The sequence below is a fragment of the Amycolatopsis saalfeldensis genome (assembly GCF_900110575.1).
Classification (GTDB): domain Bacteria; phylum Actinomycetota; class Actinomycetes; order Mycobacteriales; family Pseudonocardiaceae; genus Amycolatopsis; species Amycolatopsis saalfeldensis.
In genome coordinates this window covers 544,387-558,398 of sequence record NZ_FOEF01000003.1, presented here as the reverse complement: position 1 = coordinate 558,398, position 14,012 = coordinate 544,387, and the positions used below count along the sequence as shown (strand labels likewise).

General features: G+C 72.6%; 12 protein-coding genes and 2 pseudogenes. 2 read left to right on the top strand and 12 right to left on the bottom strand.

The window, feature by feature from the left end:
• Positions 1-7: 7 nt before the first annotated feature.
• Together BMY97_RS10175 and BMY97_RS10170 are read right to left on the bottom strand one after the other, a co-directional pair.
• On the bottom strand, positions 8-562 hold the full coding sequence (locus BMY97_RS10175; protein ID WP_091615861.1) for a DUF1453 family protein: 555 nt from the start codon (positions 560-562) through the stop codon (positions 8-10).
• Positions 563-629: 67 nt separating this feature from the next.
• Positions 630-1,304, bottom strand: coding sequence for a VC0807 family protein (locus tag BMY97_RS10170; protein WP_177231259.1), 675 nt, complete (start codon positions 1,302-1,304; stop codon positions 630-632).
• A 317-nt stretch (positions 1,305-1,621) separates the two neighbouring features.
• On the opposite strand from BMY97_RS10170, the gene BMY97_RS10165 reads away from it, so the two are divergent.
• The gene (locus BMY97_RS10165) at positions 1,622-2,356 is read left to right on the top strand and encodes a hypothetical protein (protein WP_091615859.1); all 735 of its coding nucleotides are present in this window, start codon (positions 1,622-1,624) and stop codon (positions 2,354-2,356) included.
• A 70-nt stretch (positions 2,357-2,426) separates the two neighbouring features.
• On the opposite strand, the gene BMY97_RS10160 is transcribed toward BMY97_RS10165, so the two are convergent.
• The 7 genes from BMY97_RS10160 to BMY97_RS45895 form a co-directional block, all read right to left on the bottom strand.
• Positions 2,427-3,218 (bottom strand): hypothetical protein, encoded by a 792-nt coding sequence (locus BMY97_RS10160; protein ID WP_091615856.1) that lies wholly within the window; start codon positions 3,216-3,218, stop codon positions 2,427-2,429.
• Between the two features lie 14 nt (positions 3,219-3,232).
• Positions 3,233-3,865: a hypothetical protein gene (locus BMY97_RS10155; protein WP_091615853.1), complete on the bottom strand. Its 633-nt coding sequence runs from the start codon at positions 3,863-3,865 to the stop codon at positions 3,233-3,235.
• Positions 3,866-4,366: 501 nt separating this feature from the next.
• Positions 4,367-5,422: a fatty acid desaturase family protein gene (locus BMY97_RS10150; RefSeq protein ID WP_091615850.1), complete on the bottom strand. Its 1,056-nt coding sequence runs from the start codon at positions 5,420-5,422 to the stop codon at positions 4,367-4,369.
• A 759-nt stretch (positions 5,423-6,181) separates the two neighbouring features.
• A complete protein-coding gene (locus BMY97_RS10145) occupies positions 6,182-6,541 on the bottom strand; it encodes an HPF/RaiA family ribosome-associated protein (RefSeq protein ID WP_091615848.1) in 360 nt (119 codons plus the stop codon).
• A 28-nt stretch (positions 6,542-6,569) separates the two neighbouring features.
• Positions 6,570-7,313 (bottom strand): GAF and ANTAR domain-containing protein, encoded by a 744-nt coding sequence (locus BMY97_RS10140; protein WP_091615845.1) that lies wholly within the window; start codon positions 7,311-7,313, stop codon positions 6,570-6,572.
• Between the two features lie 33 nt (positions 7,314-7,346).
• Positions 7,347-8,084 (bottom strand): GAF domain-containing protein, encoded by a 738-nt coding sequence (locus BMY97_RS10135; protein ID WP_091615843.1) that lies wholly within the window; start codon positions 8,082-8,084, stop codon positions 7,347-7,349.
• A 315-nt stretch (positions 8,085-8,399) separates the two neighbouring features.
• On the bottom strand, positions 8,400-8,552 hold the full coding sequence (locus tag BMY97_RS45895; RefSeq protein ID WP_218156746.1) for a hypothetical protein: 153 nt from the start codon (positions 8,550-8,552) through the stop codon (positions 8,400-8,402).
• Between the two features lie 143 nt (positions 8,553-8,695).
• Between BMY97_RS45895 and BMY97_RS10130 the strand changes: the two genes are divergently transcribed.
• A complete protein-coding gene (locus BMY97_RS10130; RefSeq protein WP_091615840.1) occupies positions 8,696-11,968 on the top strand; it encodes a GH92 family glycosyl hydrolase in 3,273 nt (1,090 codons plus the stop codon).
• Between the two features lie 43 nt (positions 11,969-12,011).
• On the opposite strand, the gene BMY97_RS10125 is transcribed toward BMY97_RS10130, so the two are convergent.
• The 3 genes and pseudogenes from BMY97_RS10125 to BMY97_RS10115 all read right to left on the bottom strand — a co-directional run bounded on the left by BMY97_RS10125 (position 12,012) and on the right by BMY97_RS10115 (position 13,953).
• The gene (locus BMY97_RS10125) at positions 12,012-12,656 is read right to left on the bottom strand and encodes a TetR/AcrR family transcriptional regulator (RefSeq protein ID WP_091615837.1); all 645 of its coding nucleotides are present in this window, start codon (positions 12,654-12,656) and stop codon (positions 12,012-12,014) included.
• A gap of 29 nt (positions 12,657-12,685) precedes the next feature.
• Positions 12,686-13,200, bottom strand: a pseudogene (locus BMY97_RS10120) (alpha/beta hydrolase fold domain-containing protein).
• Between the two features lie 113 nt (positions 13,201-13,313).
• Positions 13,314-13,953 (bottom strand): annotated as a pseudogene (locus tag BMY97_RS10115) (SDR family NAD(P)-dependent oxidoreductase).
• Positions 13,954-14,012 lie beyond the last annotated feature (59 nt).

Sequence of the window (14,012 nt, the reverse complement as noted above, 5' to 3'; positions counted from 1 at the left end):
AGCCTGGTCAGCCGCGGCCGCGGCGGGAAAGCTGCCGCTGGAGGTCGTCGAGCCAGGGCGAGGTCTGGTGCGGGGCACCGTCGCGGCCCTGGGCCCAGATGACCCGCTCGCCGCTGCGCAGCGCCCGGCCCAGCACCACCACGCCCTCCAGCAGCATGCCGATGCCCACGGTCAGGAGCACCGAGTCGCCCAGTGCCGCCGCGCCGTTCTTATCGATCGCGCCGAGCAGCAGGTTCCCGCCGAACTTCACCGCGATGTTGGCGGCCCAGAGCGCGAGGGTCACCCAGGTGTAGCGCATGAAGACGATGCCGTCACGGCGCGAAAGCCGGATGCTCGCGCCGCGCAGGGCGCCGAGGACCGCGCTGATCAGCGCGGTCCCGATGAGGAACAGCAGCGCCGTCCCGGAATGGGCCGGGCCGTCGAGGTTCACGATGCCGATGACGGTCAGGACCGCCGGCAGGAGCAGCATCCGCTTGGCCTCGGCCGGCTCCCCGGCCAGCCGCCGGATCAGCATGTAGGCGATCACCGCGATGATCAGCACCACTTGCAGGGTTCCGTTCATTTCTTCGCTCCGTCTTCGGCGAGTGGGTCTTCGGCGAGTGGGTCTTCGGTGAGTGGGTGGGGCCGGGTCAGCGCGTGGCCGGGGCCAGAGCCGGCCGCTTCGTCGAGCGGAAGGTCCAGAACCCCAGCGCGACGAGGACGACGACCTGCAGGACCTGCGAAAGGTCGGCCGCGACGGTCAGCGGCAGCACGTAGATGCCCACGATCCGCAGCGCGGACTCGGCGAGCAGCCCGAAGCCCCAGACCAGCGAGATGCGGCGCCAGCGCTGCCACATCTGCGGGGTGCGCGCGGTCGCGGCGAACTCCGGCTCCCGCCCCGCCGAGGCGGCCATCCGCTTGGCCGCGTGGTAGACGAGCGGGCGGCCGATCAGGCAGCTGCCCACCAGGACCAGCCCGGAGACGGCCGACGTGGCGGAGTCCTTGGCCAGCATGAAGCGCACGTCGCCGGTCACGAAGGTCAGGACCAGGCCCACACCGAACATGATCAGCAGGAACAGGGCGAAGGGGTCGAGCCGCCGCTGCCGGACCGCCACCCAGACGACCCGTACCCCGGACACCAAAGTGGCGGCCAGCAGGGCGGCGTAGGTGCTCGCCCCGAACAGCTGCGCGGCGAAGTACGCGATCAGCGCGGGGCCGAAGTCCCAGAAGAGGCCCTTCAGCATCGTTTTGGCCGCCGGGTTCCGGAGCGGCCCGCCCGCCTTGGCCTCGGTGTGCCCCACTGCCGTCTCGGTTGTTTCAACCACGGGAATTCCCCTTCGCTCGGTGGTTTCCACGGGCCCGCGCCCCGGCGACTGTCCTTTTCGGATGGTCGCGATCCCCGGTGTCCCCGTCATGGCGACAACGCTAGGGATCCGGGCGGCGCGAGTCGTGCGCCCGAGGCCGTATCCCGGGTGGAGAACCGTCTCCACCCGGGAGCTCCGGAGGGTGGAGGACGGCCCCTGATCACCCTCGGTGCGAGCGATCGGTAACGAATCACCGTTATGGGCGATACTCGATCGGGTCCCGGGGGTGTACCTGGGCTTTCACGAATGGATTCCCGCACATGATTCGTCTGCGTCCGATGCGAGTGCGCCCGGGTGCGCTCGCCGCCGCCGGAGCCATCGCCCTCCTCTGCACGGCGTGCGCCGGCTCGCCCACCGACGGGACGCCGGCCCCCGCCCCCGTCCCGGCCGCCGCCTCGTCGTCCGCCGCCCCGGCCGTGCTGGAAGCGTCGAAGGTCGGCGCCTCGGTGAGCGAAGCCGCGAAGCAGGCCTCCTCGGTACACGTCTCGGGCACCGTCTCGGACGCGGGCACCGTGAAGCTCGACCTGAAGCTCAGCAAGGACGGCGCGAGCGGCACGGTCGACAAGGACGGCGTCGCGGTGCCGGTCCTGCGCGTCAAGGACAAGTACTACTTCCGGTTCACCGACTCGCTGATCAAGGAGGCCGGGATCCCGGCCTCGTCCGGCGTGGTGAAGCAGCTCAAGGACAAGTGGGTCACCTCGACCTCCCAGATCGGCGCGGGCATCGGCGACGCCTTCAAGGAGTTCCTGGACTACACGACCTTCGTCGACAACACCGTCGGCGCACTCGGCTCGACGACCTTCAGCGGCGGCGAGAAGAGCACTGTCAACGGCGCCTCGGTGCTGAAGTACAGCAGCTCGGAAGGCACCGCGTACGTCGCCGCCGACGAGCCGCACTACCTGCTGCTCCTGCAGCAGCCGAACAAGGGCACGATGAACTTCAGCGACTGGGACAAGCCGGTCACCGTGGCCGACCCGCCGCAGAGCGAGATCTACTCCGGCCCGGGCGCCTGACCGCGGTCCGGCCGGGACATCCGGGCGAGCCGCACTGCGCGGCTCGCCCGGTTCGGCAACCGGCGCCGGCTCAGCCCGCGGTGCCGAACCGCAGGAGCGCGTGCGGGAAACCGGGCAGGGCCGCCGCCTCGGCCACCGCGCGCGGCCGTGGCCCGGCGATCACCTCGGTGCCGAAGCCGGCCGCGGCGGCCGAAAGCCGCGCCCGATGCACCACGGCTCCGGCCAGGACGCGGTGGCGGCGCGCGGAGCCGTCGGTGAGCGCCAGGACCGCGGACCCGCCGGAGCCGAGCGTGAATGGCCATTGTGGACGGACCGTGGCCGGTCCGGTCTCCGGCCGCGCACTGCCGTCCAGGATCACCGGTTCCGGCGGCGCACCGTCGATCACCAGGCCGGTCCTCGACGCCGCGCCGGGGTCCACGATCACCAGCTGCGTCTCCGGCCATGCGCTGTCGTCGACGATCGCCTGCAAGGCCGCCGGCGGTGCGGGGGTCACGACGGCGCCCGGAGCGGCGAGGTCCCGGATCGCCGCGTAGCGCCGCCAATCCCGGCCGGCCGGGGAGCTGCGGCCGACCACCCGCAGGACGGCGAGCGGGCCCGGTTCCGCGGGGATTTCGGCGACGAGGTCGTGGCCGAGCACTCGCAGGACCGTCCACGCCGCGGCCAGCGCCGCACCACAGCGATACAGCGCCGCGTTGCCCGGGTCCTGCCCGCCGGGCGGCTCGCGGAACACGACTTCCTGGTCGCCGAGGTCGACGGGCCACGGCCGGGGCGTGGCCCGGGCCAGCGCGTCGTGCAGCACCGCGCGGCTGCTGTCGTCCCAGGCCAGCGGTCGCACGGCCGCCCAGGCTTCGAGTTCGGTCATGGCCGGTGCACCCCTCAGCCGCCGCTGGTGAGGAATCGCCGGGGGTCGCTGCCGGCTCGGGCACCGCTGTCGAGCCAGCGGGCGAAGCCGAGGCTGTCGCGGCGCTCCAGCTCGTCGAGGTACTCCTGCCGTTGCCGGACAACCCGCTGCCGGCTCGGCTCGTCGACGGCCCGCAGCAGTTCCAGGTAACTCCGGCGCCAGGCGACGCACAGTTCGTCGGTGGCGAGGTCCGCGGCCACCAGCGGCGGCAGGACCACCGGGTAACGCACGGGAGGCGCTTCGTCCGGAGCGGGCGGTGCCTTGGCCGCCGTGGAACGCCACCCGGCCCAGGCCGCCACGGCCAGGAGCAGCAGCGTCGAGCTCACGGCCGTGGCGGCACCGGCCACCGCGATCAGCCCGGTGACCGCCAGGCAGAACGTCAGGCACAGCGCCGCCGCCGCGATGCCGGACCACCAGGCGGGCCACCGGGGCCGGGTCACGAACCGGTTCTCCGGCAGATGCCCGGCGCCCTGCCAGGCGACCAGGCCGACCGCCCCGGCCAGGAACACCCAGCCGGCCAGCGCCCCGGGCGGGATCGCCACCAGCCCCACCGCCCCGAAGGCGACGGCCACCACGACCAGAACGGTGACGACGGTTCGAGCGAGCATGGCGCACCTCGGCGTTCGGATCGGGCCGGGATCGACTGGACGGCAACAGCGGCTGGGATCAGCGGGGTGGGAACGGCTAGGTCGGATCGGCGGGGCGGGAACGACGGCTGGCGTTCCCGACCGGCCGGAGTCGTCAGACGGAATCGGCCGGCCGGGGTCGGGCTGGGTGGAATCGGCTGGGCCGCACCGGCTGGGTGAGGCGGGAACGGCGGGGCGGAATTGGGCTCGGGCCGTGATCGGCGGATGGATCGGCTGGGTCGGATCGGCGGGGCGGGGTCGGCGGGTGAGATGGGGACGGCTGGCGGTCTTGTTCGGCCGGGGCGCCAGGCGGAATCGGAGGGGCGGCACCGGCTAGGTGAGGCGGGAACGGCAGGGCGGAATTGGGCTCGGGCCGTGATCGGCGGATGGATCGGCTGGGTCGGATCGGCGGAGCGGATTGGCTAGGGCGGATCGGCAGGGCGGGATCGGCAGGGCGGGATGGAACCGGCTGGGCAGCACCGGCTAAGGCCGTGACCGGGCGGCGTCGGCGGCGCGCAAGGGGGCGCCCACCTCGTGCAGGTGGCGCAGGATCTGCCGGTACGACGCAAGCAGGCCGCCCTGGCTGTAGCTGATGCCGTGTGCGGCGCAGAACTCGCGGACGAGCGGCTGGGCGCGGCGCAGGGTCGACATCGGCATGCTGGGGAACAGGTGGTGCTCGATCTGGTAGTTCAGCCCGCCGAGGGCGACGACGACCCAGCGGCCGCCGTTGACGTTGTGCGAGGTGAGCACCTGGCGGCGCAGGAAGTCCAGCTGGTGGCCTTCTTCCAGGTGCGGCATGGCCTTGTGGTTGGGCGCGAAGGAGCATCCCATGTAGACACCCCACAAAGCCTGGTGCACCGCGATGAACACGAAGGCCTGGCCGAGCGGCAGGACCAGGAACACCGCGGCCAGGTAGCCGCCGATGTGGACGGTGAGCAGCACGGCCTCGAGCCGCCGGGCCCGCAGCCCGCCGTGCCACACCGCCTTGATGCCCGACCAGTGCAGGTCGAGGCCCTCCAGCAGGAGCAGCGGGAAGAACAGGAACGCCTGGTACTTCGCCATCCAGCGCAGGAATCCCGTCCGGCCCTGGCCCTGCGGGGCGCTGAACGCGAGCGCGGGCATGTCGATGTCCGGGTCGGCGCCCTCGACGTTCGGGTTCGCGTGGTGGCGGTTGTGCTTGCCGACCCACCAGCCGTAGCTGAGCCCGACCAGTCCGGCCAGTCCCGAGCCGACCGCGTCGTTGGCGCGGCGGCCGCGGAAGATCTGCTTGTGCCCGGCGTCGTGGCCGAGGAACGAAAGCTGCGTGTACGCCACGGCCAGCAGGACCGCCGTGCCCAGCTGCCACCAGGTGCCGCCCAGCAACGCGAACAGCACCCAGGCGCCGGCGAACACCAGCAGGGTCACCCCGCCCCGCAGCGCGTAGTAGTACGGGCGGCGGCGCAGCAGCCCGGCTTCCTTGACCAGTTCGGACAGCTCGGCGTAGTCGCTGCCGCGGGTCCGGCCCGGCTCCGGCCGAGCGGCGGGTAACACATAGTCCATTGTGGACCTCCGAGTAGAGCGGGGGCCGGGCGCCTGCCGCGCCCGGGCACCCGCGAGGGGTGCGGTGGCCGGTCCGGGAAGTCAGGGGTAGATCGCCCGCGGCACCGGCGGTGGGTGTCCCGTGGCCGGTCTCGGCCGGAGCGCCTGTGGTGTCCCGGCAATCGGGGGCCGGCCGTCGCGGTGGATCTCGGCGCGGGTGCGCCGCACCGCCACGAAAGTCCCACCGGCACCACGGCGAATCCTGGCCGTAGCGAAGGTGGCACCCGGCCCGACGAGCACGAAAGTCCCGCCCGCCTCACCGCGAATCCTGGCCGCAGCGCAAGTAGCGCCCGGCCCGACGAGCACGAAAGTCCCGCCCGCCTCACCGCGAATCCTGGCCGCAGCGCAAGTAGCGCCCGGCCCCACGAGCACGAAAGTCCCGCCCGCACCACGACGAATCCAGGCCGTAGCGCAGGTAGCGCCCGGCCCGACGAGCACGAAAGTCCCGCCGGGCTCACCGCGAATCCAAGCCGCAGCGCAAGTGGCACCCGGCCCCACGAGCACGAAAGTCCCGCGGCGGAAAGCCCATCCGGCCGAAGCGTCGTGGAGCCGTCCGGCCACCGGGGGCCGGGTCATGGTCCGGCCGACGCGGGTTTCGCTGAGTTCTCCCCCATGTCCGGCCCTCCTCGGTCATCGGCAGCCGCGGGGCGGCTCGATCGGTGGCACCGAGGTCTGGGGTCTTGACCGAAGCCTACGCCTGCCGCGGGCAGGCGGCCGGGTTCATCGCGGATCTCCGGTCGGGCTGTGCCGGATGGAGTCGCCGCCCTTGCGGTGGTCGGTCCGGCCGTACTTGCTCTCGAGCAGGCTTTCGAGCTTGCGCACGGCGCCGGCGACCGCCTCGTCCACCGAGCCGGCGTGCTGGGTGACCGCGACCGGCGGGCGGCCGGCGGGGCGGGCTTCGATCACGCACCGCCGGTCCATTCCCTCGGCGCCGGAGCCGATTTCGTCGCCCAGGTGGACTTCGAGCCGGGTCAGGTGGTCGCTGAACCTCGACAGCGCCGACCGCAGCTCGGCTTCGATGCGCTGGTTCAGCTCTTCCCCGCCGTGCACGTTGTTGTCGGTGCTGATCTGGACTTCCATGGTTTTCCCTTCGAAGCCCCGATCCCGGTCAGCGCTCGCGCGCCGCCGAACGGGTCAGGACGACCCTCGGATCGAGTTTCCGGTCGGCGAGGGCGCGGGCGACCTCGCTCAACCGGGAGTTGGTGCCGCGCGAGTAGTCGCGCAGGACGCTGAAGGCGTCGTCCATGTCGAGCCCGCCGGCCACCGACAGCACGCCCTTGGCCTGTTCGATGATCACCCGGCTGTTCAACGCGGCCTGCAGCTGCTCGGACAGGATCTCCCCGCGCCGGATGGCCCGCTCCTGCAGGATGCCGATGGTCGCGGTGTCGGCCAGCCCCTGCGCCAGCTCGAGGTCGTCGGCCCCGAGCTCCCCCGGGCGGTGGCCGAACAGGTTCAGCGCGCCGATGGTCTGCTTCCGCAGCCGCAGCGGCAGCGCGTGCACCGAGGCGAACCCGTCGCGGGCCGCCTCGGCCGCGAACCGGGGCCACCGCGCGGACTGGGCGGCGATGTCGGCGACCAGCACCGGCGCCTGGCCGGTGAAGCAGTCGACGCACGGCCCCTCGTCGATGTTGAGCTGGAACAGCTCGATCAGCCGGGCCTGCTCGGTCGAGGAGGCCAGCACCTGCAGGCTGCCGCGCTCGTCGGCCAGCGTCAGCCCGGCCGCGGCCACGTCGAGCAGCGCGACGCACTGCCCGACCAGCGTGTGCAGCAGATCGGCGATGTCGTAGTCGTCGACCAGTGTGTCGGCGAGCGCGACGAACGCCCGGGTCACCTGTCGTTCACGATCGGCCATGCCTGCCATCACCTGGATTCCTCCTCGCTGTGCTCATAGTGGTCCTTGATCCGGCTCGCCGCCCAGCAACAGCCGCCCGGCGACGATGTCGGCGGCGACTTCCGCGAGCGGACGGTCCTGGCCGAACGCGTGGGCCCGCATCCGCGCCAGCGCCGCGGCGGCCGAAATGTCCAGCTGCGCGATCAGCATGCCGGTGGCCTGGTGCACCTCCCGGCGCCGCATGCCCGACGCGGCGAGCCACGGCCCGTCGCCGTCCAGCCAGCTCGTGCCCCCGGCCTGCAGTCCCGACAACGCGAGCGCCGCCACGTCGGCCACCCGTAACGCCCTGGCGAGGTCCGCCGGGGTGAGGGAACCGGGGGTGGCGCGGTAGGTGTCCAGGGTCGCCACCCGGACCGCGCCGATCTGCAGCGGGAAGGTGAACAGCGCCGCCACCGGGTGCCCCGCCGCCTCGGCGGCGAACATCGGCCAGCCGGGCACCAGCCCGGTCGCGAGGTCGGCCACCAGCACCGGGCCGCCGGTGCGGTAGGCCTCGAAGCACGGGCCCTCGCCGAGGGAGAACTGCAGCTCGGCCAACGCGGTGCTCACCTCGTCGCTGGCGTAGACCAGCTCCCGCCGTCCGGCGTCGGCCATCACCGACACCGCGGCCCCGTCCACCGGCAGCAGCCGGACGCAGGCGCGGCACACCCGTCCGACGGTGTCGACCCCGCTGCCGGCCCCGCCCTCGACGAGCGCGGCCAGCACACTCGCGCGCAGCACCTCGACCTCGGTCACCGGGCGCCGGGAACTTCCGCCGCGCGCCCGGGCGGCGTGTCCCGGGCCGCGCCGGCCGCTTCGCCCAGCAGGCCGCGCGACGGTGCGGAAGTGGTCGGCATCGGCGCCATCCCCTTCGGCCGGCCGGCAATCCGGTGGCAGCGGCGTAGGCGTCCCCGCCGCGGTCCGGAGCCGGCGCCGTGGGGACGCCATGGGAACGATGGACCTCCAGTGTGTCACGGCACCGGCGCGGTCACCAGCGCCGGGCCGCGCTGCGGGGACACAACGTCCGCAGCGTGCCCGCTTTCGCCGTCGATCCGTTGCCGCCGAACGGGTTCAGAGCACCGGGACCGTCCACAAGAGACGGATTCCGTCGGGCTCCCGACGCTCCACGAGGAATTCCCCGCCCGCCTCGGCCGCCCGCTGTTCGAGGTAACGCAGCCCGCCGCGCACGACGGCGGGCGGCAGTCCGGAGCCCGGCCGAGCCACCGTGCGCCCGCGGTCCTGACAACGGATTGACCGGTCACGGGGTTTGCAAATGCCCAGCGAGATGTAAAGCTGCTCTCCGTTCAACAACCCGGCACCGAGTTCGGTTCTGACAACGATGTCATCGCTTCTGGGAGGTGCGCCCCATGAGGACGCAGAGCAGACGGGCGGCCGCGCTCGCGGTCGCGGGCCTGGTGTTCGCCGCGCTGGCGCCCGCTACGGCCGGGGCCCAAACGGCCCCGGTCGCCGATCCGGTCGCACAGGTGAACCCGTTCGTCGGCACGCAGAACTTCGGCAACACCTTCCCCGGCGCCAGCGCGCCGTTCGGGATGGTGCAGGTCAGCCCCGACACCGGCGGCCAGGGCGGCTACGACTACCAGCAGAACGCCATCTACGGCTTCAGCCAGACGCACCTGTCCGGCGTCGGCTGCGGGGTGATGGGCGAGCTGCCGGTCATGCCGACCACCGGCGCCGTGGACAGCGTCGACAAGGACGTCTACAAGTCCGAGTACACGCACGGCGACGAGCACGCCGAGCCCGGCTATTACCGCGTGGGCCTCAAAAAATACGACATCAACGCCGAGCTGACCGCCACCGCCCGCACCGGCTGGCAGCGCTACACCTTCCCCTCGACCGGCCAGGCGAACGTCCTGTTCAACACCGGCCAGGCCAACCAGTCGGTCAAGGACTCCGAGATCCACGTGGTCGGCGACCGGACCCTGGAGGGCCGCGTGCGCGCGGGCGGGTTCTGCGCCGGGCACGACGAGCACACGGTGTACTTCACCGCGACGTTCGACCGGCCGTTCAGCTCCTTCGGCACCTGGCGCGGCTCGACGCGGACGCCGGGCAGCCGGGACGCGGCGGGCACCGGCGGCAACGGCGCGTGGGCGAGCTTCGACGCGACCACCGACCGCGAGGTCATGGTCAAGGTCGGCCTGTCCTACACCGGCGCCGACGGCGCGCGGAAGAACCTCGCCGCGGAAACCGGTGACTCGTACGACTTCGACGCCACCCGCACGGCGCTGCACCAGGCGTGGGCCGACCGGCTCGGCGCGATCAAGATCGGCGGCGGCACCGCGGATCGGCAGACTGCGTTCTACACCGCGCTCTACCACTCGCAGCTGCACCCGAACCTCGCCGGCGACACCGATGGCGCGTACACCGGCTTCGACGGCAAGGTGCACACCGCGAGCGGCTACACGCCGTACCAGAACTTCTCGCTGTGGGACACCTATCGGCCGCAGAACCAGCTGCTGGAAATGCTCGAACCCCAAGTGGCGAAAGACGTCGCGCTGTCCGTGGTCGCGATCGGGCGCGACGGCGGCTGGCTGCCGCGCTGGGCGCTGGCCGGGAGCGAAACGAACATCATGACCGGCGACCCGGTGACGCCTTTCCTCGTCGAAGCCTGGTCCAAGGGCCTGCTCGCCGGGCACGAGGAAGAGGCGTACGCGCTGCTCAAGAAGAATGCCACGAGCACACCGCCCGCCGATTCGCCGTACAACGGGCGCTCCGGCGTGAACTTCTACAACGACCGCGGCTACATCCCCAGCGGCCTGACCCTCGGCACGGACTGCGCGGCCAAGGGCGGCGACAACGACTGCAACCACCCGGCTTCGGCGACGATGGAGTACTCCGCGGCCGACGCGGCGCTCGCGCTGATGGCGAAGGGCCTCGGCCACACCGCCGACGCGCGGATGTTCGCCGACCGCGGCCAGTGGTACAAGAACCTCTGGGACTCCTCGACGCAGGCGTTCCGCCCCCGCACCACCGAAGGCACCTGGCTGACGCCGTACAACCCGGTCGACGCGGATCAGCAGTTCCACGAGGGCGGCGCCTACCAGTACCAGTGGCTCGTGCCGCAGGACCCGGCCGGACTGGTCTCCCTGATGGGCGGGCGCGCCACCACGCAGAAGCGGCTGGACTCCTTCTTCGCCTACGACAAGCTGCTCACCGACCCGGCGGGCACCGCGCGCAACGACTGGATCGCCAGCCCGTACGACTACTACGGCAAGCCCACCTACAACCCGAACAACGAGCCCGACCTGCTGGCGCCGTACATGTACAACTGGGTCGGCGCGCCGGCGAAGACCGCGACCGTGGTGCGGGCGGCGATGACGCTGTTCACCACCGGCCCGGACGGCATGACCGGCAACGACGACCTCGGCACCATGTCGGCCTGGTACGTGTTCTCCTCGCTCGGGCTGTACCCGACGATGAGCGGCTCGAACTTCCTCGCGGTGTCCAGCCCGCAGTTCGAGTCGGCGACCGTCCGGATCGGACAGTACGGCAGTGCGCAGGGCGGCACGCTCACCGTTTCCGCGCCGGGCGCGAGCGACACCAACCGGTACGTGCAGAGCGTTTCGCTGAACGGCCGTGACGTCCGGCAGACCTGGCTGGACTGGTCCGCGGTCTCCCACGGCGGCACCCTGACGCACGAACTCGGCTCCAGCCCGTCGAAGTGGGGTACGTCCGCGAACGCCGAGCCGCCTTCGGTGAACAACGCGGTCGGCGACCTGCGCAGTCACGTCGACGCTTCGCTGGGCCAGAGCTCGGTGGTGATCCCCGCGTCGGCGCGGGCGCAGCAGGTGAACCTGAACCTGGACGTGCTCACCCAGAGCCCGGGGGTGCAGCCGGTCATGGTGACCTCGACCGCGCCGAAGGGCTGGAAGGTGACCACGAAGCCGTGGAACCCGCTGCTCCGGTGGTCGGGCCGGTTGCCGGTGCAGCAACCGGTTTCAGTGACCGTGACGGTGCCGGCGGGGACCCCGGTCGGCAGCTATCCGTTGCAGGTCAAGGCTTCCGGGCTGGGCGCGAACACCGTCACCCGGCCGGTGAGCGTCGAAGTGCGGGCGCCGGCGGTCTGCGCGGCGACGTCCGGCGCGGCGTGCGCGGTCGACCTGAGCCGGGACCTCGACCACGACGGCACGGCCACCGTCGCCGCGTCCACCGAGGGGAACTTCGACGGCTCCGGCTGGAGCTACGACGCGGACCTGATGCCGCCCGCCGGGCCGGTCCTGTGGGACGGCGTCACCTACGCCGCCCCGGACCCGAGCGGGACCGCGGCGAACTTCGTCGAGGCCCGCGGCCAGTCGCTGCTGGTCCCGGCGGGCAGCCACGGGACGCTGCGGATCGTCGGCTCCTCGCACAGCGGCCCGGTGACGACCACGCTGACCGCGCATTACACCGACGGCAGCAGCGCCGCCCTCGGCGTGACACTCGGCGACTGGGCGGGCTCGGCCCCGGCGGGCAGCACCGTCGTGCTCGACCTGCCGCACCGGATCAAGGCGGGCAGCGGCGTGGACGGGCCGCCGGTCCGGCTCTTCGGCGTCCAGGCCGCCCTGGACCCCGGGAAGACGCTCCAGTCGCTGTCCCTGCCGAACGACCCCCGGGCCGAGCTGTACGCGATCACCCTCGCCTGAGCGCGGCGGGCCGGTGCGTCCACTGTGGACGTGCCGGCCCGGCTCAGCGCGTGACCGGCGCCAGCATCAGCCCGGTGATGCCGTCGATCAGGCCGGTCGCGGCGTCGGCCCAGGTGGCCCGCGGGGTGGGGGTGCCCTCGGCGAGGGCGCGCTCGCGCTCGGCGGTCACGTGGATCATCAGCTGGCGGACCATGTCCCCGCGCTCGGCGCGGACCTCCGGCGGCAGCTGGGGCAGGCAGTGGTTCAGCCCGTCGACCGCCCGGGCCAGCACCGGCGAGGAAAGCGATTCCGTCACCATGATCTCGCGCAGCGCGGGGTCGGTCATGATCTGCGCGCCGAACCGGGCGAACCAGCTCGGCGCGCCGAGCTCGTCGAGGTACGAGGTGGTCGGCCGGACCAGGCAGGCCACCCACTCGCGCAGGCCGGGGTTCGCGGGCACCGCGTCGACCATCTCCGTGCGCAGCACCTCGATCCGCGCCGTGTGCTTGCGCATGATCGCGCGGACCAGGTCCACTTTGGTGCCGAAGTGGTAGTTCACCGCGGCGTTGTTGCCCTGGCCCGCGGCCTCGCTGATGTGCCGGTTGGACACCGCGTGCACCCCGTGCTCGGCGAACAGCTGCTCCGCCGTGCCGAGGATCGCCTCCCGGGTCGCGCCGGCCCGGTCCACCCGGACGGTTCTCTCCGTCATAAACCACCGCCTCTTCGCCGGGGAAGATCCTACGTGCGCGCCCGCAGCCAGCTGCGGGCCGCGGCCAGATACGCGCGGGCGAGGTCTTCGCCGTGGAACGGGTCGAGGTCCCGCCGCGCGGCGGTGCGGTCGTCGAGCATCGGGCAGAACAGCCGCTGCGCGAGCGGTTGCCGGCCGCTCTCGTCGTGCAGCCGTCGCACCAGCGCCGCGGCGAGCCCGCCGCCGGCGCTCTGCTCGCCGACCGCCACCCACGCCGGGTCGACGCCGCCCGGTCCTGCAGCCAGGTCCAGGCGGCGTGACAGTCGTCGATCGCCGCCGGGCACGGGTGCTCGGGCGCCGGCCGGTACTCGGCCGAAACGACGGCGATCCCCAGCTCACGGGCGGTCTCATCGCAGAACCGGTCGTCCGCCACGGCGCTTCCGGCCACGAGTCCCCCGCCGTGGATCCAGAGCAGCGCGGCGTCCGAGCGGACGACGACGGGGCGGTGGACCCGGACCCCGTCCGCGGCCTCCAGGCGCACGCCGGGAACCTCGACCGCGCGCATCCGCCGGGTCAGCGGCCGGGCCAATCGCCGCACCCACGGGCGCCGCATCGAGAGGCGCGGCACCCATCGGACCCGGGCCCGCAGCTCCGGCGCCACCTTCTCCGGTTCCACCGCTACTGCACCGCCCATCCGCCGTCGGAAGACAGCACGGCGCCGTTGACGTTGACGCCGTCGTCGCCGAGCAGGAACGTGATCGAGGCCGCGAGCTGCTCCGCCCGCGCGATCGCCGGGATGAGCGGGAGGAACGCGCGGATCCGCCGCTGACCGAACTCCGACGGGTTCGCGCTCTGCGGGACCCCGGTGGCGACCCCGCCCGGGGCGACGGCGTTGACGCGCAGGCCTTGCGGCCCGTACATGAACGCGCAGCTGCGGGTGATTCCCACGACAGCGTGTTTCGAGGCGGTGTAAGCGATTCCGGCAGCCGAGCCGCGCAGCGCCGCTCCGGAGGCGACGTTGACGATCGAGCCGGCACCGGCGTCCAGCATCGACGGCGCGGATGAGGCGCAGCGTGCCGTCCACGTTGACGGCGAAAACGCGTCGCCAGACCTCGTCGCTGACCTCATGGGCCGGCGAATTGTCGTCGGTGATGCCCGCGACGTTGGCCAGCCCGTGGATCCGCGGCCCGGCCACGGCCACGATCCGCTCGACCCCGGCCGCGTCGGTGATGTCCGCGACCACGGTGACGAGGTCGCCGGATCCGGCTTCGGCGGCGAAGGCGTCCAGGCCGTCGGCGGAGAGATCGGCCGCGACCACCCGGCCGGCGCCGCGGTGTCGATCCGGGTGCCGGGCGCCTGAGCATCGTCCATGGCCTG

Excerpts from the sequence above, each read along its gene's own strand:
- BMY97_RS10125 (WP_091615837.1), bottom strand. The coding sequence starts at position 12,656 with ATGACGGAGAGAACCGTCCGGGTGGACCGGGCCGGCGCGACCCGGGAG.
- BMY97_RS10165 (WP_091615859.1), top strand. The coding sequence starts at position 1,622 with ATGCGAGTGCGCCCGGGTGCGCTCGCCGCCGCCGGAGCCATCGCCCTC.
- BMY97_RS10130 (WP_091615840.1), top strand. The coding sequence starts at position 8,696 with ATGAGGACGCAGAGCAGACGGGCGGCCGCGCTCGCGGTCGCGGGCCTG.
- BMY97_RS10160 (WP_091615856.1), bottom strand. The coding sequence starts at position 3,218 with ATGACCGAACTCGAAGCCTGGGCGGCCGTGCGACCGCTGGCCTGGGAC.
- BMY97_RS10175 (WP_091615861.1), bottom strand. The coding sequence starts at position 562 with ATGAACGGAACCCTGCAAGTGGTGCTGATCATCGCGGTGATCGCCTAC.
- BMY97_RS10155 (WP_091615853.1), bottom strand. The coding sequence starts at position 3,865 with ATGCTCGCTCGAACCGTCGTCACCGTTCTGGTCGTGGTGGCCGTCGCC.
- BMY97_RS10145 (WP_091615848.1), bottom strand. The coding sequence starts at position 6,541 with ATGGAAGTCCAGATCAGCACCGACAACAACGTGCACGGCGGGGAAGAG.
- BMY97_RS10140 (WP_091615845.1), bottom strand. The coding sequence starts at position 7,313 with ATGGCCGATCGTGAACGACAGGTGACCCGGGCGTTCGTCGCGCTCGCC.
- BMY97_RS10150 (WP_091615850.1), bottom strand. The coding sequence starts at position 5,422 with ATGGACTATGTGTTACCCGCCGCTCGGCCGGAGCCGGGCCGGACCCGC.